Annotated in this window: 20 protein-coding genes; 5 read left to right on the top strand and 15 right to left on the bottom strand. The window is 71.6% G+C overall.

Annotation, left to right across the window (positions count from 1 at the left end):
* Positions 1 to 43 precede the first annotated feature (43 nt).
* Positions 44 to 1,090, top strand: coding sequence for an Rv2578c family radical SAM protein (locus tag CI785_RS08385; RefSeq protein WP_105031601.1), 1,047 nt, complete (start codon positions 44 to 46; stop codon positions 1,088 to 1,090).
* Here the strand turns inward: CI785_RS08385 and CI785_RS08380 are convergent.
* Positions 1,087 to 1,545: a (deoxy)nucleoside triphosphate pyrophosphohydrolase gene (locus CI785_RS08380; protein ID WP_276308014.1), complete on the bottom strand. Its 459-nt coding sequence runs from the start codon at positions 1,543 to 1,545 to the stop codon at positions 1,087 to 1,089. The genes CI785_RS08385 and CI785_RS08380 overlap by 4 nt on opposite strands.
* Before the next feature lie 261 nt (positions 1,546 to 1,806).
* On the opposite strand from CI785_RS08380, the gene CI785_RS08375 reads away from it, so the two are divergent.
* A complete protein-coding gene (locus CI785_RS08375; protein ID WP_105031600.1) occupies positions 1,807 to 3,045 on the top strand; it encodes an MFS transporter in 1,239 nt (412 codons plus the stop codon).
* A 25-nt stretch (positions 3,046 to 3,070) separates the two neighbouring features.
* Here the strand turns inward: CI785_RS08375 and CI785_RS08370 are convergent, their stop codons facing one another.
* The 4 genes from CI785_RS08370 to infC all read right to left on the bottom strand — a co-directional run bounded on the left by CI785_RS08370 (position 3,071) and on the right by infC (position 6,091).
* Entirely contained in the window at positions 3,071 to 4,012 is a 942-nt protein-coding gene (locus tag CI785_RS08370) for a TrmH family RNA methyltransferase (RefSeq protein WP_105031599.1), read from the bottom strand.
* Between the two features lie 45 nt (positions 4,013 to 4,057).
* Entirely contained in the window at positions 4,058 to 4,447 is a 390-nt protein-coding gene (gene rplT / locus CI785_RS08365; RefSeq protein WP_105031598.1) for a 50S ribosomal protein L20, read from the bottom strand.
* A gap of 87 nt (positions 4,448 to 4,534) precedes the next feature.
* Positions 4,535 to 4,729: a 50S ribosomal protein L35 gene (gene rpmI, locus CI785_RS08360; protein ID WP_105031597.1), complete on the bottom strand. Its 195-nt coding sequence runs from the start codon at positions 4,727 to 4,729 to the stop codon at positions 4,535 to 4,537.
* Between the two features lie 105 nt (positions 4,730 to 4,834).
* Positions 4,835 to 6,091, bottom strand: coding sequence for a translation initiation factor IF-3 (gene infC, locus CI785_RS08355; RefSeq protein WP_240615077.1), 1,257 nt, complete (start codon positions 6,089 to 6,091; stop codon positions 4,835 to 4,837).
* A gap of 341 nt (positions 6,092 to 6,432) precedes the next feature.
* Here infC and CI785_RS08350 point away from each other — a divergent pair, with 341 nt between their 5' ends.
* Complete coding sequence (locus CI785_RS08350) at positions 6,433 to 6,882, top strand: DUF1844 domain-containing protein (RefSeq protein WP_105031595.1); 450 nt, start codon at positions 6,433 to 6,435, stop codon at positions 6,880 to 6,882.
* Here CI785_RS08350 and CI785_RS08345 read toward each other — a convergent pair.
* From CI785_RS08345 to CI785_RS08315, 8 genes are all read right to left on the bottom strand, one after another.
* Positions 6,875 to 8,185 carry an MFS transporter gene (locus CI785_RS08345; protein ID WP_105031594.1) on the bottom strand — a complete coding sequence of 437 codons (1,311 nt, stop codon included), beginning with the start codon at positions 8,183 to 8,185 and terminating at the stop codon, positions 6,875 to 6,877. The genes CI785_RS08350 and CI785_RS08345 overlap by 8 nt on opposite strands.
* A gap of 29 nt (positions 8,186 to 8,214) precedes the next feature.
* Positions 8,215 to 9,081 (bottom strand): SseB family protein, encoded by an 867-nt coding sequence (locus CI785_RS08340; protein WP_105031593.1) that lies wholly within the window; start codon positions 9,079 to 9,081, stop codon positions 8,215 to 8,217.
* A complete protein-coding gene (gene priA / locus CI785_RS08335; protein ID WP_105031592.1) occupies positions 9,078 to 9,836 on the bottom strand; it encodes a bifunctional 1-(5-phosphoribosyl)-5-((5-phosphoribosylamino)methylideneamino)imidazole-4-carboxamide isomerase/phosphoribosylanthranilate isomerase PriA in 759 nt (252 codons plus the stop codon). Before priA ends, CI785_RS08340 begins: the two co-directional genes overlap by 4 nt.
* 69 nt (positions 9,837 to 9,905) lie before the next feature.
* Positions 9,906 to 10,064, bottom strand: a complete 159-nt coding sequence (locus tag CI785_RS17275) for a hypothetical protein (protein ID WP_170068224.1) — start codon at positions 10,062 to 10,064, stop codon at positions 9,906 to 9,908.
* A gap of 4 nt (positions 10,065 to 10,068) precedes the next feature.
* Complete coding sequence (gene hisH, locus CI785_RS08330) at positions 10,069 to 10,707, bottom strand: imidazole glycerol phosphate synthase subunit HisH (RefSeq protein ID WP_105031591.1); 639 nt, start codon at positions 10,705 to 10,707, stop codon at positions 10,069 to 10,071.
* Positions 10,704 to 11,321 carry an imidazoleglycerol-phosphate dehydratase HisB gene (hisB, locus tag CI785_RS08325; protein ID WP_105031590.1) on the bottom strand — a complete coding sequence of 206 codons (618 nt, stop codon included), beginning with the start codon at positions 11,319 to 11,321 and terminating at the stop codon, positions 10,704 to 10,706. The genes hisH and hisB overlap by 4 nt, the downstream gene beginning before the upstream one ends.
* 146 nt (positions 11,322 to 11,467) lie before the next feature.
* Entirely contained in the window at positions 11,468 to 12,562 is a 1,095-nt protein-coding gene (locus CI785_RS08320) for a histidinol-phosphate transaminase (RefSeq protein WP_105031589.1), read from the bottom strand.
* 106 nt (positions 12,563 to 12,668) lie between these two features.
* Entirely contained in the window at positions 12,669 to 13,172 is a 504-nt protein-coding gene (locus CI785_RS08315; RefSeq protein WP_420808219.1) for a LysM peptidoglycan-binding domain-containing protein, read from the bottom strand.
* A 382-nt stretch (positions 13,173 to 13,554) separates the two neighbouring features.
* Between CI785_RS08315 and lexA the strand changes: the two genes are divergently transcribed.
* Positions 13,555 to 14,262 (top strand): transcriptional repressor LexA, encoded by a 708-nt coding sequence (gene lexA / locus CI785_RS08310; protein ID WP_420808221.1) that lies wholly within the window; start codon positions 13,555 to 13,557, stop codon positions 14,260 to 14,262.
* 94 nt (positions 14,263 to 14,356) lie between these two features.
* Here the strand turns inward: lexA and CI785_RS08305 are convergent, their stop codons facing one another.
* Positions 14,357 to 16,438 carry an ATP-dependent DNA helicase gene (locus CI785_RS08305; protein ID WP_105031587.1) on the bottom strand — a complete coding sequence of 694 codons (2,082 nt, stop codon included), beginning with the start codon at positions 16,436 to 16,438 and terminating at the stop codon, positions 14,357 to 14,359.
* Positions 16,431 to 18,011, bottom strand: coding sequence for a GTPase HflX (gene hflX, locus CI785_RS08300; RefSeq protein ID WP_105031586.1), 1,581 nt, complete (start codon positions 18,009 to 18,011; stop codon positions 16,431 to 16,433). The genes CI785_RS08305 and hflX overlap by 8 nt, the downstream gene beginning before the upstream one ends.
* A 142-nt stretch (positions 18,012 to 18,153) precedes the next feature.
* On the opposite strand from hflX, the gene CI785_RS08295 reads away from it, so the two are divergent.
* Positions 18,154 to 18,774: a class I SAM-dependent methyltransferase gene (locus CI785_RS08295; RefSeq protein WP_105031585.1), complete on the top strand. Its 621-nt coding sequence runs from the start codon at positions 18,154 to 18,156 to the stop codon at positions 18,772 to 18,774.
* Positions 18,775 to 18,788 lie beyond the last annotated feature (14 nt).

The following is an 18,788-nucleotide window of genomic DNA, read 5'->3' as shown; positions in this document are numbered from 1 at the left end:
CACAGGAGTGGCGCCGAATTAGTACACATGTTCTACTGGATGCATGCGGTGGGAGAGCCAGACGATGTCGGCGGACGAGGTCGCGCCGGCGAAGCCCGCCCTGCTCCCTCTGGCGGGGTTGCTGAGGAGCGTGCAGACGCCCGAGTTCGCGGGCATCACCTTCCATGAGGTCACCGCGAAGTCCGTCCTCAACAGGGTCCCGCCCACCTCGTCCATGCCGTTCTCCTGGACCATCAACCCGTTCCGGGGCTGCTCCCACGCGTGCGTCTACTGCTTCGCCCGCAAGACGCACAGCTACCTCGACCTCGACACGGGTCTCGACTTCGATGCGCAGCTCGTCGTGAAGGTCAACGCCGCCGAGGTGCTCGCCCGCGAACTGCGCCGCCCGTCGTGGGCGCGCGAGCACGTGGCCCTGGGCACGAACACCGACCCGTACCAGCGGGCCGAGGGGCGCTACCGGCTCATGCCGGGCATCATCTCCGCGCTCGCGGACTCGGGCACACCCTTCTCCATCCTCACGAAGGGCACCCTCCTGGCGCGCGACCTCCCGCTGCTGAAAGCCGCGGCGCAGTCGGTCACCGTCGGGATGGGCATCTCGCTCGCCCTCGTGGACCCCGTCCTCGCCGAGGCGATCGAGCCCGGCACCCCGGCGCCGAAGGCACGCCTGGCCCTCATCTCCCGGTTGCGCGAGGCCGGGTTGCCCTGCGGGGTGATGGCCATGCCGATCCTGCCCTGGCTGACGGACGGCGACGAATCGCTCGACCGGCTGTTCGGCGAGCTCGCGGCAGCCGGTGCCACCGGCGTGAGCGCCGGCCCCCTGCACCTGAGGCCCGGCTCCAGGGAGTGGTTCATGCAGTGGCTCGCGGCCCACCACCCGCACCTGGTCGGGAAGTACGAGGGGCTCTACCGGGGCGGGAGCTACGCGTCCAAGGAGTACCGGGACTGGCTCTCCGGCAGGATCCGGGTGTTCAGGAAGAAGCACGGCCTGACGGCAGGCGCCGGATTCTTCCGCAATCTCTCGCCCGATGGACAGCAGGCGCCGGCCACCCTTCCGGCTGCCGCCGCACCGGTCCAGGCGTCGCTGTTCTAGGTCCGATCACCCGCGCGGGCCGTGACGGCCCGCAGCGCGACGAGGATGGGCCTGTCGGCCGGGATCCAGGGCAGGGCGTCGAGCTCCTCACCGGGGCCGAGCGACACCCAGCGCACCTCGTCGTGGTCCTGCAGGGGCGCCGCCTCACCGGCCGACGATTCGGCCAGCCACACGCGCATCGCAGCAGCGGCGCTGAGCGGCCATCCCTGCGGGTGCGGGCCGGGGATCTCCGGCCCCAGCCGCGCCTCGATGCCGAGCTCCTCGCCGAGTTCGCGCAGCAACGCCTCCTGGCAGGTCTCCCCTGCCTCCACCTTCCCGCCGGGGAACTCCCACATCCCGGCGAACTGCGGCGGCGCCGTCCGGCGGGCCACGAGGAGCCGGGTGGGATGCTGGAGGGAGTCGACGACGGCCGCCCCGACGATCTGGCGGAGCGGTGTCTCTACGGGTCGTGTCACCCGCCGAGTCTATCCACGCAGAGGAAGCCGCCGGCCCGGGGCCGCTGCTGGACCGGGACGTCGTCCGATGACGGTAGGACGGCCGGGGATGATGCAGGATTCCCTCCGCGGCGCCGCCTCCGGTTGCGCTTCCCGACGGGACGTGGGCATCGCCTACGCTTGAAGGAGACGACGGCGTCCACGTCGCCGTCCCCTCCAGCACACCCGCTCCGGGTGTCGCGGCGACAGACCTCTCCCGATCCCCGCCGCAAGGACACACCCATGACCGCCCCCGTTTCGCCCCCGACACCCTCCCAGCGGCTCAGGGGTCGCCCGCTGGCCCTGGCCATCGGGGCGCTCGCGGTGGGAGGCTTCGCACTCGGGACCACCGAGTTCACCATCATGGGCCTGCTCGAGGAGATGCGCGCCGACCTGGGGGTGGACTACGAGCGCGGCGGCCAGGTGATCTCCGCCTACGCGCTCGGCGTCGTCGTGGGGGCGCCGGTGCTCGCCACGCTCGGCGCGAAGCGGCCGCAGCGTTCCGTGGCCCTCGTCCTCGCCCTGGTCATCACCCTGGCCAACCTGTCCTCGTTCTTCGCGTCGGGGTTCGGGTGGATGCTGGTCTCGCGGTTCCTGTCCGGCCTGCCGCACGGCGCCTACTTCGGCGTGGCCGCCGTCATCGCCGCGTCCCTCGCCGATCCTGCCCGACGCGGGCGGGCCATCTCGATGGTGATGCTCGGACTCAGCATCGCCAACGTCGTGGGGGTGCCATTCGCCACCTGGGTCGGACAGCAGTTCGGCTGGCGCTCCATGTTCCTGCTCGTGGGCGTGATCGGCGCGGCGACGCTGGTACTGATCAGGGCCTTCGTCCCGGCTGTTCCCGTGCGGCCCGGCGCGAGCATCAGGGCCGAGCTGGGGGCGCTGCGCCGGCCGCAGCTGTGGATGACGCTGCTCATCGGCATCGTGGGGTTCGGCGGGTTCTTCGCCGTCTACTCCTACATCGCCCCCGTGATGACCGAGGTGGCGGGGGTGAGGGCGTCCCTGCTGCCGTTCGTCGTCGCCCTGTACGGCGTCGGCATGGTGGTCGGCAACATCCTGGGCGGACGGCTGGCGGACCGGTCCATCATGGGAAGCATCTACGGGTCGATGGCCGCCATCACCTGCGTGCTGCTCGTCTTCCCGCTGGCGGCCGGCACGCCGTGGAGCGCGTGCCTTTTCGTGTTCCTGGTGGGAGCGAGCGGTTCCACGCTCATCCCACCCCTCCAGGCACGGCTCCTCGACGTCTCCCCCGGCGCCCCCTCCCTCGCCTCGTCGATGAACCACTCCTCGCTGAACCTCGCCAACGCCCTCGGTGCAGCCGTGGGGGGCGCCGTCATCACGGCAGGCTGGGGCTTCACGGCTCCCGCCCTGGTGGGGGCCGGTCTTGCGGTGCTCGGCCTCGCGGTCGCCCTCGTCAGCGGTCGGATGGACCGGCGCCGCGGGCAGCGGACGCGGCGCCCGTCGATGCCCGTCCCCTCCTGAGGCGCTGCGCCGGAAGGACTGGGGTTCAGCCGGGTCGCTGCGCGCGGGCCGAGGCGTACAGGCACACCGTCGCCGCCGTGCCGACGTTGAGGGACTCCGCGTTCCCGTACACCGGGACGGCCACGCGCGCATCCGCGGCAGCCGTCAGCGCTGCGGGCAGCCCCTGCGCCTCGTTGCCGAAGAGCCACGCACTCGGGTCCTCGAGCCGCACCCGAGCGGCGGTTCCGGGCCCGGTCGGCTCCTGGTCCTGACCCTGGCTCCCCGCCGCTCCGAAACGGCGCGCCGCACTCGCGTCCTGCAACCCGTCGAGGTCCACGGGGCCGTAGCCGTCGGCCGCGAGCACCGTCAGCCCGGCCGTTCCCAGCCGTTCCGTCAGTCCCTCGAGATCCACGCCGAGCACGAGCGGCAGGTGGAACAGTGATCCCACGGTGGACCGCACGGTCTTGGGATTGTAGGGATCGACGCTGGCTCCCGTGAGGATCACCGCGTCGGCCCCGGCGGAGTCGGCGGCCCGGATGATGGTCCCGGCGTTCCCCGGATCCCTCACTTCGACGAGCACGGCCACGAGCCGCGGCGCCCGGGCGAGCACGTCCTCCAGCGGGGCGTCGATGAACCGGCAGACGGCCACGAACCCCTGGGGCGTGACCGTCGAGGACATCGCCGCCAGCACGTCGGGGGTCACCCGGCGCACATCCGGCGCGTCCCGCTGCTCGAGGAGGCCGGCGATGTCGTCGTGCCGCCCGAGGGCCTCCAGCGTGGCGTAGACGTCCACGACGACGCCGTCAGCACCGCCCTCACGCCGCTCGAGGTGCAGGCGCAGCGCCTCGCGGACAGCCTGAGGCCCCTCGGCGAGGAACTCCCGGCGCCTTAAACGCGACGGACGCCCGGCCAGGCGTGCCACCTCCTTCACCCGGTCAGCCTGGGTGTTGGTCATCAGTGGCGCCTGGGGGCGTCCGTGCACAGTCATCGTCTCCCGGAGGGCGGGCCCGGGGGCCCGCGCCAGCCGATGCGCCTAGACCGAGGCCTTGAGCGCAGCCGACGTGTCGGCCGGCAGGGCGTTCTTCGCGATCTGGACGAGTGCGGCGAAGGCGGCACCGTCCGTGACGGCGAGGTCGGCGAGCATACGGCGGTCGACCTGGATCTCGGCGGCCTTCAGGCCCTGGATCAGGCGGTTGTAGGTCAGGCCGTTCGCGCGGGACGCAGCGTTGATGCGCTGGATCCAGAGCCGGCGGAAGTCGCCCTTGCGCTTGCGGCGGTCGCCGTAGCTGTAGACGAACGAGTGGAGCAGCTGCTCCTTGGCCTTGCGGTACAGGCGCGAACGCTGTCCGCGGTAGCCCTTGGCCCGCTCGAGGACGACCCGACGCTTCTTGTGGGCATTGACTGCCCGCTTCACACGTGCCACGTGTGTACTCCTTCGTGTTCTTCGGTGACGGCCGCAGCCGCAGCGCCGCACTTGTCGTGCGTGCGCTTACCCGGGGTGGATAGGTGGTTAGACGCCCAGCATCTTCTTGATGGTCTTGGTGTCGGCCTTCGAGACGATCTGGTCGCTCGCGAGGCGGCGCGTCACCGTCGAGGACTTGTGCTCGAGGTAGTGACGGCGGTTGGCCTGCTGGCGCTTCAGCTTTCCGCTTCCGGTCAGCTTGAAGCGCTTCTTGGCACCGCTGTGGGTCTTCATCTTCGGCATGGGGACCGATCTCCTTCTGATAGCCGGGGCGGGTGCACCCGGAGGTCGGCACCGTGGCGGTGCCTGCTGGTTGTGGAACGGGCCCGTCAGGACCGGGCCTGGGCCCTAGTCCGTGCTTCCGGGCTTGGGACGGCTGGTCGGGCTCTTGCTGGGAGCCGTCCTGCCGGCGGGCTTGGGGGTCGCCGAAGGCTTCGGCGCTCCGGGCTTCGGCATGGCCGAGGGCTGGGCTGCCGCGGACGGCTTCGGCGCCGCTGCGGCCGGCCTCGGCGCCGGGGCAGCCGATGCGGGCCGGGGTGCCGGGGCAGCCGATGCAGGCCGGNAAGGCTTCGGCGCTCCGGGCTTCGGCATGGCCGAGGGCTGGGCTGCCGCGGACGGCTTCGGCGCCGCTGCGGCCGGCCTCGGCGCCGGGGCAGCCGATGCGGGCCGGGGTGCCGGGGCAGCCGATGCAGGCCGGGGTGCCGGAGCAGCCGACGTGGGGCGCGATGCCGCCGGGCGCGGGGCCGATGCCGGCCTCGACGTCGCGGGACGCTCGGCGGCAGCACGCGTCGCCGTCGACCGCGGGGCCGACGAGGTGCGGGCCGGAGCCGGCTCCGCCGTCGGCGCCTGTGCGACCGGGGCTTCGACCGCCTGCGTCGTCCCCGCGGTGGACGCGTCCTGGGCGGGAGCCTGAGGGGCGTCCGTCGTCGGCGCGTCGGTCTCGGGCGCCTCCGCCTCGGGAGCGCTCCTGATCGAGTAGCCCTCGGGCAGCAGGTCCGCGAGGGACTGCGTCAGCGGGGCGTTGCCCAGGCCCGAGGTGTCGACGCGCGGCGGCGCCTCGCCGTTCTTTGCAGCCTCGTTGGCGGCCTTCGCCTCGGCGCGCTGCGTGGCACGGCGCGCTTCGGCCTTGGCCTCGGCCTTGTTCTTGGTGGGACCGATGACCATGACCATGTTGCGCCCGTCGATGCGGGGCGACGACTCGACGACGCCGACCTCGGCCACGTCCTCCGCGAACTTCTGCAGGAGGCGGATGCCCATCTCGGGGCGTTGCTGCTCGCGCCCGCGGAACTGGATCATGGCCTTGACCTTGTCGCCGGCGCCGAGGAAGCGGATCGCGTGCCCGCGCTTGGTCTCGTAGTCGTGCGTGTCGATCTTGAGGCGGAAACGGATCTCCTTCAGGACCGTGTTGGTCTGGTTCTTCCGGGCCTCGCGCGCCTTGACGGCCGCTTCGTACTTGTACTTACCAAAATCCATGAGCTTGGCGACCGGCGGCTTCGCCTGCGGTGCTACCTCGACAAGATCCAGGTCGGATTCGGCGGCAAGTCGGAGCGCGTCCTCGATACGGACGATTCCTACCTGTTCGCCGGCAGGTCCGACCAACCGCACCTCGGGAACGCGGATACGATCGTTGATTCTTGGCTCGCTAATGTGTCACTCCTGTGGATTCTCAAGCTGAAACCGCCTGCAGACGAAAGAAGGCCTCCCATCGCACGCGCAACAGGAGGCCTCGGTAACCGGTTCTGCACCGTCGGAGGAAGCCTAAGCCCCCTGCACGATCATCGGCAGGACCGACCATGAAACCCGGCTACCTGCAATGCGGCGAGGGGCCGCACCAGGCAAACGCGGGTGGGAGAGGACTCCGCTTGCGTCCCGGCCCGGTCCGGCGGACTCCCTGAGGGAGCACGACGAGTACCAGCGACCGGTTGGTCTATGCCAAGCTTACCAGTATGGACACCCCACACGACAATCCGCAGCAGGCCTCCGACACCGGAGCCGCGACGACCTCCAGGCGCAGCTTCGCCGACGAGCAGGAGCACGCCGCAGGCGCCTCCGAGGCGGAGCAGGACGTCCGACGGCAGATGCGTGACATCTCGGAGGTGGCCGCCGTCGAGGTGATCGTCACGTCCGCCGTCCATCTCATGAGTGCCGCCGCCGTGAAGTGCGGCCTCGGCCACGAGGAGAACGCGGAGCAGCTCAAGGATCTGGACGAGGCGCGGAAGCTGATCACCGCCCTGGCCGGCTTCGTGACCGCCGCGGCACCCGAGATCGGTTCCCAGCACGCGGGCCCGTTGCGTGACGGGCTCCGTTCCCTGCAGCTGGCCTTCCGCGAGGCCTCGATCATCCCCGACCCGCCCGGCAAGGGTCCCGGCGAGAAGTACACGGGTCCGGTCAACTAGCCCCGCCGGCTGCCTCCCGGTGTGCGGTCCCGGCCCCGACCGGTGACCGCCCCAGGTGACGGGCGAGGAAGGCGACGACACCGATCAGCGCCGAGACCACGGCCACGGCCGTGAAACCGCCCCAGGGGCCGGTCAGGTCGATGAGGACACCCGCCAGCGGCGCCCCGAGCGCCACGCCGGAGGTCAGCGCCGAGCCGTACCATCCCATCGCCTCACCCCTCCTGTCCTCGGCCACCAGATCGGCGACCTTCTCCGATGCCGCCGAGAGGACCGGGGCGCAGAGCAGGCCCGGCGGGATCGAGAGCAGCGCCAGCGACAGCGTCGAGTCGGCGAGGCCCATGGGCAGCGTCAGCAGCGCCATGCCGAGCAGGAGGAGCGACGGCGGGACCGGCCGGTGCAGGGCACCGTAGACGAGGCCCCCCACCACCGAGGCGGCGCACCACGCCACGAAGACGAGCCCGAGCTGATCCTCCTTGCCCGCGAGTTCGAGGGCCGCCACGATGCCCACCTCGGAGCCCGAGAGGGCGAGCCCGGCCCCTGCGGCGGTCACCATGACCAGGACGAGCGGCACGGTCAGCCACGGGAAGGCCCGGCGCACCCCCCGGCGCAGCATCGAAGCACCGGCGGCCGGGGTCGCGTCGGAGGATCCGATGAGGTCGGCTGCGGCGTCGCCGACGCCGGCCGGTGCGGCTGCCGATACGGTCCCGGCGTCGGGCAGTTGGTCGGAGCGCGTCGGCGGGTTGAACCACATGAGGAAGACACCGGCCGCGGCGGTGGCGAGGCCCACGAGGGTCAGACCGAGCACGGAGGACACCTGGGTGGCCAGGACGATGCCCACGGCCGGCCCGGCCATGAAGACGACCTCCGTGGAGATGGCGTCGAGCGTGAAGGCCGTGCGCCGTCGATCACCGTCGACCAGTACTCCGAGCGCCTGCCGGATCACCGAGAACGCCGGGAGGGTGAAGAGCCCGCCGACGAGGGCGGCGAGGAGCAGCCACTCGTAGGGCAGGTGCGGGGCGACGGACCAGATGGCCGCCTCCGCGATGACGGAGGGGACGAGCGCCCGGCGCAGTCCTGCCTCGTCGATCCCCCGGCCGCGCCACGGGGCACCGACGGCGATACCGATGGTGACGACGGCGGCCACGGCCCCCGCCTCCGCATAGCCGCGATCGAGGGTCTGCACCACGTGCAGGGTCAGGAGCACGCCCGCCGCCGAGTGGGGGAAGCGGGCGATCATCCCGACGATCAGCAGGGTCCGGACGGAGCGGATGCGCAGCAGATCACGGTAGACGGCGAAGTTCACGTGTGTGTCTTTCCTGGCCGACGGATCCGTCAGCGGGTCAGTTTGATGTCGAGCGAGTCGACGCGTTCCACGAAGTCGGTGAGGCCCAGGAGCTTCCCGCGGAAGGACGCGACGGCATCGCGTACCTCCTGCGGCGACAACCCTCCGCGGAGCTGCAGGTCCATGCGCAGCTCCGGACCGGGACCCCCACCGGAGGCAATAGTACCGTCGGCCGTGCGCGTGAGGACGCCTGCGGCGGGTCGCAGGGCTACTGCGAGCACGTCCTGCTCCCCGCGCGCCGCCGTCTCCACCAGCGCAGCCAGTGCGGGGTCCTCGTAGGACGGCGTCCACCGGATCTGTCGGGCGAGGGCCCACACGGCGGGACGGCGGACCACGACGGTCAGGTCCGCGCCCGGGTCCAGCACCATCAGCTCGGCGTCCTCCGCCGCGGCGGCGAGGGCGGCGCGTGCCGCGTACGCCGCGACGGGGCGGGCGTCCGGGTGCCAGCGCTCGAGGGCGCGGGTGGACGAGAAGACCGGCAGGGCCCTGCGCCCGTCCGGCGCGGTGAGCGTGACGAGTGCCATCTCCGCTTCCTTGTCGGACTGCACACCGGAGACCCCCTCCCCCGGCTGCGCGAGCCGGGCGACGATGGGGATGAAGACCCGCGCGGTCGTGAGGGCGGTGAACACGGCCCTCTCGCGGGGGCCCGGCTGATCCACCGATCGGTCGGGAGCACCGAGCAGCCCGGCGACGGCGGCAGCCAGTGCGGGCTCGGCTGTGCCGTCGTCGTCGTCGAACGCATGCAGGGGGTTGTCCGGCCCGGACAGGTCGCGGCCCGCCCACGCCTGCCCGGCGGAGTCGGCGGTGTTGCCCGCGAGGGCCGCCGCGATGTGCGCGGGAAGCTGCCGTCCGGTCACGCGTCCGTGGCGGGCAGTCCCGCCACGTCGAGGGCCTGCGGCAGGGTGAACGCTCCCGCGTAGAGTGCCTTGCCGACGATCGCGCCCTCGAGGCCGGAGGGCACGAGTTCGCGGAGCGCCGCGATGTCGTCGAGGCTCGAGATCCCGCCCGACGCCACGACCGGTCGCGTGGTCTTCGCGAGGACCTCCTGGAGCAGCGCGATGTTCGGGCCCCTGAGGGTTCCGTCCTTCGTCACGTCCGTGACCACGTAGCGTGCGCAGCCCGCGTCCTCGAGGCGCTGCAGGACTTCCCAGAGGTCACCGCCGTCCTCCGTCCAGCCGCGCGCGGCGAGGGTGGTGCCGCGGACGTCGAGCCCGACGGCGACGGCGTCGCCGTACCGGGCGATGGCCAGTTCGGTCCACTCGGGGTTCTCGAGCGCAGCCGTGCCGAGGTTGACGCGCGTGGCGCCGAGCTCGAGGGCTGCGTCGAGTGTCGCGTCGTCCCGGATGCCTCCGGAGAGTTCGACCTTGATGTCGAGGTGGCGGACCACGCGCTCGAGCAGGTCCCGGTTGGAGCCCCGGCCGAAGGCGGCGTCCAGGTCCACGAGGTGCACCCACTCCGCGCCGGCCTCCTGCCATGCGAGCGCGGCGTCGAGCGGGTCGCCGTACCCGGTCTCGCTGCCGGCCTCGCCCTGCACCAGGCGCACGGCCTGGCCGTCGGCGACGTCGACGGCGGGGAGGAGTTCGAGCGTGGGCGATTCGGCGAAGGGGCTCATGGTCTGCTTTCGTACGGGCTGTCGGGCCTGGTCGGTCGAGCGGGTCGGTCGGTCGGTCGGGTGTGGCGGCTAGTCGCCGGGAAGCGTGAACAGGTAGGCGGCCAGGAGCGAGAGTCCCGCCAGCACGAGGAAGGCGATCCAGACCCAGCGGGGGAAGTCCTGGCTGCGCAGGGAGAAGGCACCTCCGATGAGGACACCGGCGGCGCCCATGAGCACGAGGCTCAGCACGGCCTCACCGCATCCCCTCGATCCAGTTCCGCAGCAGCTGCGCGCCGGCGTCGCCCGATTTCTCGGGGTGGAACTGCGTGGCGCTGAGCGGCCCGTTCTCGACGGCCGCGATGAAGGGGGTACCGTGCTCGGCCCAGGTGACCTGCGGGGGCTTCATGGCCGGCTGGGTGACGTCGAAACGCCAGTCCTGGACGCCGTAGGAGTGCACGAAGTAGAAGCGCTCGTCCCCGATGCCGTCGAACAGGACGGTGTCCTCGGGCGCCTGGACGGTGTTCCAGCCCATGTGCGGCACGACGTCGGCCTGGAGCCGCTCCACCGTACCGGGCCATTCACCCATGCCGGGGGTGCGGACGCCGTGCTCCACGCCCTCGTCGAAGAGCACCTGCAGTCCGACGCAGATCCCGAGGACGGGCCTGCCGCCGGCCACGCGCCTGCCGATCATACGGAGGGCGTCGACGTCCTTGAGCCCCTTCATGACGGCGGCGAACGCGCCGACACCGGGCACGAGCAGGCCGTCGGCGTTGAGGACGTCGTCGGGCTCTGCGCTCAGCACGACGTCGGCGCCGACGTGCTCCAGGGCGCGGACGACGGAGCGGACGTTGCCCGAGCCGTAGTCGAGCACCGTGACGGTGCGCGCACTCATAGCGTCCCCTTCGTGGACGGGATGCCCTCGACGCGCGGATCGGGCTCCACCGCTGCACGCAGGGCACGGGCCAGTGCCTTGAACTGGGCCTCGACGATGTGGTGCGGGTCGCGGCCGGCGAGGACGGTGACGTGGAGGCAGATCCCAGCGTGCAGGGCCAGGGCCTCGAACACGTGGCGCGTGAGCGATCCGGTGAAGTGGCCGCCGATCAGGTGGTACTCCTGGCCCGCCGGCTCCCCGCCGTGCACGAGGAACGGGCGACCCGAGATGTCGACGACGGCGTTGGCCAGGGCCTCGTCGAGCGGCACCGTGGCCTCGCCGAAGCGCCGGATGCCGGCCTTGGTCCCGAGGGCGCTCCGGAGCGCCTCGCCGATCGCGATGGCGGTGTCCTCGACGGTGTGGTGGACGTCGATGTGCGTGTCGCCCGAGGACCTGATGGTCAGGTCGATCAGCGAGTGCTTCGACAGCGCTGTGAGCATGTGGTCGTAGAAGGGGACGGTGGTGTCGATCGAGGACACCCCGGTACCGTCGAGGTCCAGCTCGACGAGGACGCTGGACTCGCTCGTGACGCGCTCGATCCGAGCGGTGCGGCCGCGGGCGGCATCAACTGTCATTGCATTCCTTCGGTGCGCTGCCGGTCATCGGCGCGCGGATCGACATTCGTCTGGTGGCGGGAGGTGGTGCACGGCGACGGGCCGTGTGCGTCCACTGCCCCTCAAGTCTAGGAGATGCGACGGCGGCGCGGCTCGGTCCTCGGGGGCTACAGCAACTTCTCCAACGCCGAGAGGAACACCGTGGTCTCCTCTTCTGTTCCCGCGGTCACGCGCAGGGACCCCGGGATCCCGACGTCCCGGATGAGGACACCTGCTTCCAGGAGCCCCTCCCAGACACGGTGCGGGTCCTCGAGGCCCGAGAAGAAGACGAAGTTGGAGTCCGACGGCGCAGGGCGGAGCCCCAGCCGCACGAGTTCGCGCACGATGCGGTCCCGCTGCACCTTGATGGCCTCGACGTTCGAGAGCAGGGTCTCCGCGTGCGTCAGCGCCGCATTGGCGGCCGCCTGGGTGATCGCGGACAGGTGGTACGGCAGGCGCACCAGCCGGAGCGCGTCGGCGACCTCCGGGGCTGCCGCGAGGTAGCCGATCCTCGCGCCCGCGAGGGCGAAGGCCTTGCTCATGGTGCGGGAGACGAGCAGGCGCGGGCGCCCCGGCAGCAGGGTCAGCGCGCTCGGCGTCCCCTTCTGCGCGAATTCCCCGTAGGCCTCGTCGACGATGATGACAGCGCGGGCGGCCTCGCCGGCCTCATAGGCGGCCTCGATGACGTCGAGGCCGAGCGCGGTCCCGGTGGGGTTGTTCGGCGAGCACAGGAACACGATGTTCGACCCGGACTCGCGCACCGCGCGGGCTGTGCTCTCCGGCGTCATGGCGTACGCGGCCCCGCGCTCCGCCGTCACGTAGCGCGTCCCGGTGCCGCTGGCCAGCAGCGGGTACATGGAGTAGGTGGGAGGGAACCCGAGCGCCGTCCGTCCGGGCCCGCCGAACGCCTGCAGCACCTGCTGCAGCACCTCGTTCGATCCGTTGGCCGCCCACAGCTGGTCCGGGGTGAGGCCATGGCCGAGGTAGTCCGCCAGGTTCTTGCGGAGCTCGGTGAACTCGCGGTCCGGATACCGGTTCAGGCCCTGCGTGGCCTCCGCGACGGCGTCGACGATGGCGGCATGCACGTCAGCCGGCACGCCGTGCGTGTTCTCGTTGACATTGAGCAGGATCGGCACGTCCAGCTGCGGGGCCCCGTACGGGTGCAGGCCCACGAGGTCATCGCGCAGGGGCAGGTTCGCTAGGGCGTCGACGGAGGAAGGCACTCGACAAGTTTAAGGGATGCCCCCTTCCGCCGGTAATCGCGCTCGATTCGGTCGGTCCGATGGGACCATCCGGTCGGGGCTCCGGCCGGGGACCTCGCCTTCGGTGCTATCCCCCGACGGGTACCGCGATGCTCTGCCCGGCCTGGACCACCGAGCCGCGGAGGTTGTTGAGCTCGACCATCTCTGCCACGACGTCCCGGGGATCGCGATCGGGGGCGTGGCGCAGCGCGAGGTCCCACAGTGACTCCCCCGCCGCGACGCTGACCTCGACGGTCGCGGACGATTCCGGCAGGGACTCGCCCGCCTGCGCCTGGGAGGTGAGGAAGGCGCCGAGGAGGATAAGCGCCGCCACGCCCAGCGCGATGGGCAGACCGACCAGCAGCAGCCGTCCGCGGCGCGTCAGGGTGAGGGGACGCTCCGGGTTCCGCTCCTCGAGCCGCCCTGCGACCGGGCTGGCGATCCGCTCCGTACTCCGCTGCGTGGAGGTACGGAGCCGCGTCGGCCGGATGCGACCCGCGGGGACCGCGCGGAAGGGCACTTCCGGGCGGCCGGGTGTCAGCGTCCACAGCGCCGTGCTGCCCTGCAGAACTCGTGCTTCAGCCATTGCCAAGCCTCTTTTCCTTCGAATAGCCGTTCCGGGCTGGACGCCCGTTTCGAACGGATGTTCTAATTAACTCGAACTCAGTTCTAGCACTGACCGACGACCGTTGTCGAGACTCGCTCGAACATATGTTTGAAAAGCGTGCAGGCCTGCCCTAGCGTGATCAGGACAGGGCATCACCGGCCTCTGCCGCTGCTGAGCGGCAGGCAGGCCGTCGATGTACCTCAGACAATCACCCGCCACCGACACAATGGATTCCGCCGCAGCGGAATGCCGGTGGTGGGCTCCACGGGATCTGCGGTCCCAGGCGAAAGGCAGAACAGTGGCGGAACCAACACCGGCAGTCCGGCAGGAATCGAACATCGCCGGCGTCCCCGGCGACGCCGTTCCGATCACCGCGGGCCGGGGCCGCCCGCGGGGCCGCTCGGTGTCCAAGGGACTGACCGCACGTCAGCTGACCATCCTCGAGACGATCCAGCGCTCGATCGCGGACAAGGGCTACCCGCCGTCCATGCGGGAGATCGGTGACACCGTGGGTCTGGCGAGCCTGTCGAGCGTGACGCATCAGCTGTCCCAGCTCGAACGGCTCGGCTATCTCCGGCGCGACCCCAAGCGCCCCCGCGCCATGGAGGTCCTGCTGCCGCTGACGCTGCCCGCCGAGGCGCCAGCGGGTCCCGACGGGTCGCCGGAGCGGAAGACCTCGGCGGAGCACCGGGTCGCGGTGGACACCGCGCTGGTCCCGCTGGTCGGCCGTATCGCCGCTGGTGGCCCGATCCTCGCCGATCAGGTGGTCGAGGACGTCATGCCCCTGCCCCGACAGCTCGTGGGCCACGGCGACCTGTTCATGCTCAGGGTCTCCGGCGACTCGATGGTCGACGCCGCCATCTGCGACGGCGACTGGGTGGTGGTCCGCAAGCAGCAGAGCGCCCAGAACGGAGACATCGTCGCAGCGCTGCTCGATGACGAGGCCACGGTGAAGACGTTCCGTCAGCGGGACGGACACACGTGGCTGCTGCCCCAGAACACGCGCTACGAGCCCATCCTCGGCGACCACGCCAGCATCATGGGCAAGGTCGTCTCGGTGATGCGCGCACTGTAGGCGCCCCGCTCTCCGCCCGAGGGGCGCCGCAGTCCGGTGACTGTGGCGCCCCTCGTGGTTGGGTGCCCGGACCTGCCGGGGCCGGGCCGGGCCGTCAGCGGGCGGAGAGCCGCTCCAGGATCCCGGTGACGGTGGCCCTGTCCGTGGTCGCCCAGAAGGGCGGTAGCGCGGCCCGGAGGAACCCGCCGTAGCGGGCCGTCGCGAGGCGGCTGTCGAGGACCGCGACGACGCCCCGATCGCCTCCCGACCGGATCAGGCGGCCGGCGCCCTGTGCGAGGCGGATCGCGGCATGCGTCGCGGAGACACTCATGAAGCCATTGCCGCCGTTGCGGGCCACGGCCCGTGTCCGCGCCGTCATGAGCGGATCGTCCGGCCGCGGGAACGGGATGCGGTCGATCACCACCAGGCGGCACGAGGCGCCCGGCACATCCACGCCCTGCCAGAGGGACATGGTGCCGAACAGGCAGGTGTCCGGCTCGTCGGCGAACTGCGTGACCAGGGCGTTGAGGGAGGACTCGCCCTGGCAGAGGATCTCGAAGTCGACCTGGGGGCGCAGCGCCTCCGCCGCCTCCTCGGCGGCCCGCTTGGAGGAGAAGAGTCCCAGGGCTCCCCCGCGGGATGCCCGGAGCAGGGTCAGCAGTTCTGCCAGCTGCGCGTCGGACGTGCCGCGTTCGGGCTTCGGCAGGTCCTTCGCCACGTACAGCACGCCCTGCCGCGGGTAGTCGAACGGGCTGCCGACGTCGACGCCGGTCCAGGCCGGCGCCCCGGGGCCGCTGAGGCCCAGCGATCCCGCGACGGGTCCGAACTCGGCACCGATCGCGAGCGTCGCGGAGGTGAGCACCACGGTGTGGTCCTCGAAGAGGCCCTCCCGCAGGCGCGCCGCCACCGAGAGCGGCGCCACGTTCAGCGTCGCGGGCGCACTCTCGTCCGGCTGCGCGTAGCCGGATCCGGGCGTGAAGGTGCTCGGCCGGGACGCCCAGACCACCTCATCGAGGTCTGCGGCCGCGAGGATCCGCTCGGCGAGGTCGAACACCAGGGTGACGCGGGAGCGTGCAACCTGCCGCCCGCCGTCGACGTCGGCCTCCGACTTGCCGTCCGTCTTCGTGTCGGAGAGCGCGGCGCGTGCGGCGTCCCGGACCTGCGCGAGGGATTCCTCGAGGTCGTCGGGGAGGCCGCCCGGCAGGAGCCCGGAGGGCACGAGTTCGGAGGCCGCCTCGAAGGCGGACGCCGCGGTGTCGAGGGCTGCGGTGCCGATCGAGGCGTGGCGGCGGAGGGCGGTCGCGGCGGCGCTCACCATGGAGGCGGAGAGCTGTCCGGAGACCGCCCCGGTCACGCGGTCGTGGAGTTCGTGCGCCTCGTCGATCACGACGACGTCGTACTCGGGCAGGACGGCCAGCCCCTCGAACGCGCTGATGGCGAGCATCGCGTGGTTCGTGATGATGATGTCAGCGTCCGCGGCAGCGGCGCGCGCCTTCTCGCTGAAGCACTCCTGGGCCATCGGGCAGCGGGCGGCGCCCAGGCACTCCATGCTGGAGACCGACACCTGCCGCCACGCGCGGTCGCTGACACCGGGGACGAGGTCGTCGCGGTCGCCCGTGTCCGTGTCCTCCGCCCACTCGCGCAGCCGGACCACCTCCCTGCCGAGTGCCGACGCGGGGCCTCCCCCGCCGAGGGCCGGGGAGGGGTGCGGTGCTGCGTCCTCGCCGAGGCTGAAGAGGGCGTCGGGGGCGTCCTCCTCGGGGAAGCCTCCGCCGGTCTTGTGCAGGCACACATAGTTGGAACGGCCCTTGAGGAGCGCGACGTCGACGGGGCGCGCGAGAGCGGGTTTCACGGCATCGAGGAGGCGTGGCAGGTCACGGCCCACGATCTGGGCCTGGAGGGCGAGCGTCGCCGTCGAGACCACGGACGGGCGGTCACTGTCCATGGCGTGGGCGATCAGGGGGACCAGGTACGCCAGGGACTTCCCCGTGCCGGTGCCGGCCTGGACCAGCAGGTGGTCGCCCGAGCGGAGGGCCTCGCTGACCTGCCGCACCATCTCGTGCTGGCCGGCGCGCGTCTCGCCGCCCATGGCCGCCACGGCGGCGTCGAGCAGTTCCAGTGCCTGACGGGCTTCGGCGGAGTGGCGCGCCGGGTCCAACGCCGCGACGACGGCGCCGGATCGGGTGCTGTCACCCATGCCGGAGGTACGGCTCCAGATCGGCTGCCAGTCCCTCGCGGACCATCACCTCGAGGCGGGTGCCCTCGTCGACATGCTCGAGGCCGAGGATCTCCACGTCCTCCTGGTGCAGGCGGCTGAGGACCTCGCCGCGCTCGTAGGGCACCAGCAGGTCCAGCTTCACGCCGGGACGCGGGATGTTCGTGCTGATGAGCTGCTTCAGTTCCGTCATGCCGGCACCGGTGCGCGCGGAGACGACGACGGAGCGCGGCTCGCGCTGCCGCAGCCGCTCGATGACGAACGGGTCGGCGGCGTCGGCCTTGTTGAAGACCACGATCTCGGGCACCTTGCGGGCATCGACCTCGGTCAGGACGGTGCGGACCGCGGCGAGCTGGCCCTCCGGGTCCGGGTGCGAGACGTCGACGACGTGCAGGATCAGGTCCGCGTCCGCGACCTCCTCCAGCGTCGAGCGGAATGCTTCGACCAGCTGGGTGGGCAGCGACCGGACGAACCCGACGGTGTCGGCGAGCGTGTAGCCGATGCCGTCCGGGGTCTCAGCCCGGCGCACCGTCGGATCGAGCGTCGCGAACAGGGCGTTCTCGACGAGGACCCCGGCGTCCGTGAGCCGGTTCAACAGGGACGACTTCCCGGCGTTCGTGTAGCCGGCGATGGCGACGGAGGGTACCTGGTTCCGCTTGCGGTTGGACCGCTTGGTCTCCCGCGCCGGCTTCATGCCTGCGATCTCGCGGCGCAGCTTCGCCATCCTCGTGCGGATCTTGCGGCGGTCGAGTTCGATCTTCGTCTCACCGGGACCGCGGGAGCCCATGCCGGCGCTCGCGCTGCCGACCTGGCCACCGGCCTGGCGGGACATCGACTCGCCCCAGCCACGCAGGCGGGGCAGCAGGTACTCGAGCTGCGCCAGCTCGACCTGGGCCTTGCCCTCGCGGCTCTGGGCGTGCTGGGCGAAGATGTCGAGGATCAGGGCGGTGCGGTCGATGACCTTCACCTTGACGATGTCCTCCAGGCCGCGGCGCTGCGACGGGGAGAGCTCGCTGTCGACGATCACGGTGTCGGCGCCGGTCGCCTGGACGATGCTCTTGAGCTCCTGGGCCTTGCCCGAGCCGAGGAACGTGGCGGGGTCCGGCTTCAGGCGGCGCTGCACGATGCCGTCCAGCACCTCCGATCCGGCAGTCTCCGCGAGGGCGGCGAGTTCCTGCAGCGAGTTCTCGGCGTCCAGCGCGGTCCCTTCGCTCCAGAGGCCGGCGAGGACCACCCGCTCCAGCCTCAGCTGCCGGTACTCGACCTCGGTGACGTCCTCGAGTTCGGTGGAAAGACCCGCCACGCGGCGGAGCGCACGGCGTTCCGCCAGGTCCTGCTGGTCCCCGTCGGCGTCGGCGGGCTCGTCCTCGCTCGACAGCGCGAGCGCACGGGAGCGCCAGGTCTTCTCGATCGGTGCGGTGGTCTTCTCCGGTGTCGTCCCGTTTTTCGCCTTCGCCGCGGCAGCTTCGTCGCTGGCGAGGATCCGGTCGATGACGGCTTGGATCTCCTCCGGGCCCATGTCGGCCCCGGTGGGATGTCCGTGATTCTCGGTCATGTTCTCCTTCAGTGAATGTCGTTCGATTCTACGGCGGCCCACCGACGGCGTTCCAGCGTATTCTCGCGGGGCGAAACCGCCTTGCGCCGGAAGGAGGACCGCCGGCGGGGGCCGGCGAGGGCGTGCCGCTAGGCTTTTCCCTATGGACGCATCCCAGGAGCCGCAGCACTACTTCAGCGCCCGGCCGGTCGGGCCCGAGACGCGCAGGCCCCTCTCCGTCGTCCTCGCCGGTGAGCGCAGGGAGCTCGTGACCTCGTCGGGCCTCTTCAGCCCCGACGGCGTGGACAAGGGCACGTCGATCCTCCTCGCATCCGTGCCGGACCCCGAGGGCCGGCGCCTGCTGGACCTCGGGTGCGGCTGGGGACCGATCGCCCTCACGATGGCGCTGAAGGCACCGGAGGCCGAGGTCCGTGCCGTCGACGTCAACGAGCGGTGCATCGCGCTGACCGCCGAGAACGCACGGCGGCTGGGGCTGGGCAATGTCGTGGCCTCGACCCCGGACGACGTCGATGCGGACCTGGCCTTCGACACGATCTGGTCCAATCCGCCCATCCGGATCGGGAAACAGGAGCTGCACGCGCTGCTGCTCCGCTGGCTGCCGCGCCTCGCGCCCGGTGGCAGCGCGTGGCTCGTGGTGCAGAAGAACCTCGGCGCCGACTCCCTGCAGCGCTGGCTCGCCGGGGAACTGCCGGACGACTTCCTCGTCCGCCGCGCCGAGACGTCGAAATCCTTCCGCATCCTGGAGGTGCGCCGCGGGCAGTGACGCCGGCGCGTCCG

This window comes from Arthrobacter ruber (assembly GCF_002954225.1).
Taxonomy (GTDB): domain Bacteria; phylum Actinomycetota; class Actinomycetes; order Actinomycetales; family Micrococcaceae; genus Arthrobacter_D; species Arthrobacter_D ruber.
This window is presented reverse-complemented; position numbering and strand designations above follow the sequence as displayed.

Coding starts and splice junctions, on each gene's coding strand:
- CI785_RS08385 (WP_105031601.1), top strand. CDS start 44: ATGCGGTGGGAGAGCCAGACGATGTCGGCGGACGAGGTCGCGCCGGCG.
- CI785_RS08375 (WP_105031600.1), top strand. CDS start 1,807: ATGACCGCCCCCGTTTCGCCCCCGACACCCTCCCAGCGGCTCAGGGGT.
- CI785_RS08370 (WP_105031599.1), bottom strand. CDS start 4,012: ATGACTGTGCACGGACGCCCCCAGGCGCCACTGATGACCAACACCCAG.
- rpmI (WP_105031597.1), bottom strand. CDS start 4,729: ATGCCGAAGATGAAGACCCACAGCGGTGCCAAGAAGCGCTTCAAGCTG.
- CI785_RS08350 (WP_105031595.1), top strand. CDS start 6,433: ATGGACACCCCACACGACAATCCGCAGCAGGCCTCCGACACCGGAGCC.
- priA (WP_105031592.1), bottom strand. CDS start 9,836: ATGAGCCCCTTCGCCGAATCGCCCACGCTCGAACTCCTCCCCGCCGTC.
- hisH (WP_105031591.1), bottom strand. CDS start 10,707: ATGAGTGCGCGCACCGTCACGGTGCTCGACTACGGCTCGGGCAACGTC.
- hisB (WP_105031590.1), bottom strand. CDS start 11,321: ATGACAGTTGATGCCGCCCGCGGCCGCACCGCTCGGATCGAGCGCGTC.
- CI785_RS08305 (WP_105031587.1), bottom strand. CDS start 16,438: ATGGGTGACAGCACCCGATCCGGCGCCGTCGTCGCGGCGTTGGACCCG.
- hflX (WP_105031586.1), bottom strand. CDS start 18,011: ATGACCGAGAATCACGGACATCCCACCGGGGCCGACATGGGCCCGGAG.
- CI785_RS08295 (WP_105031585.1), top strand. CDS start 18,154: ATGGACGCATCCCAGGAGCCGCAGCACTACTTCAGCGCCCGGCCGGTC.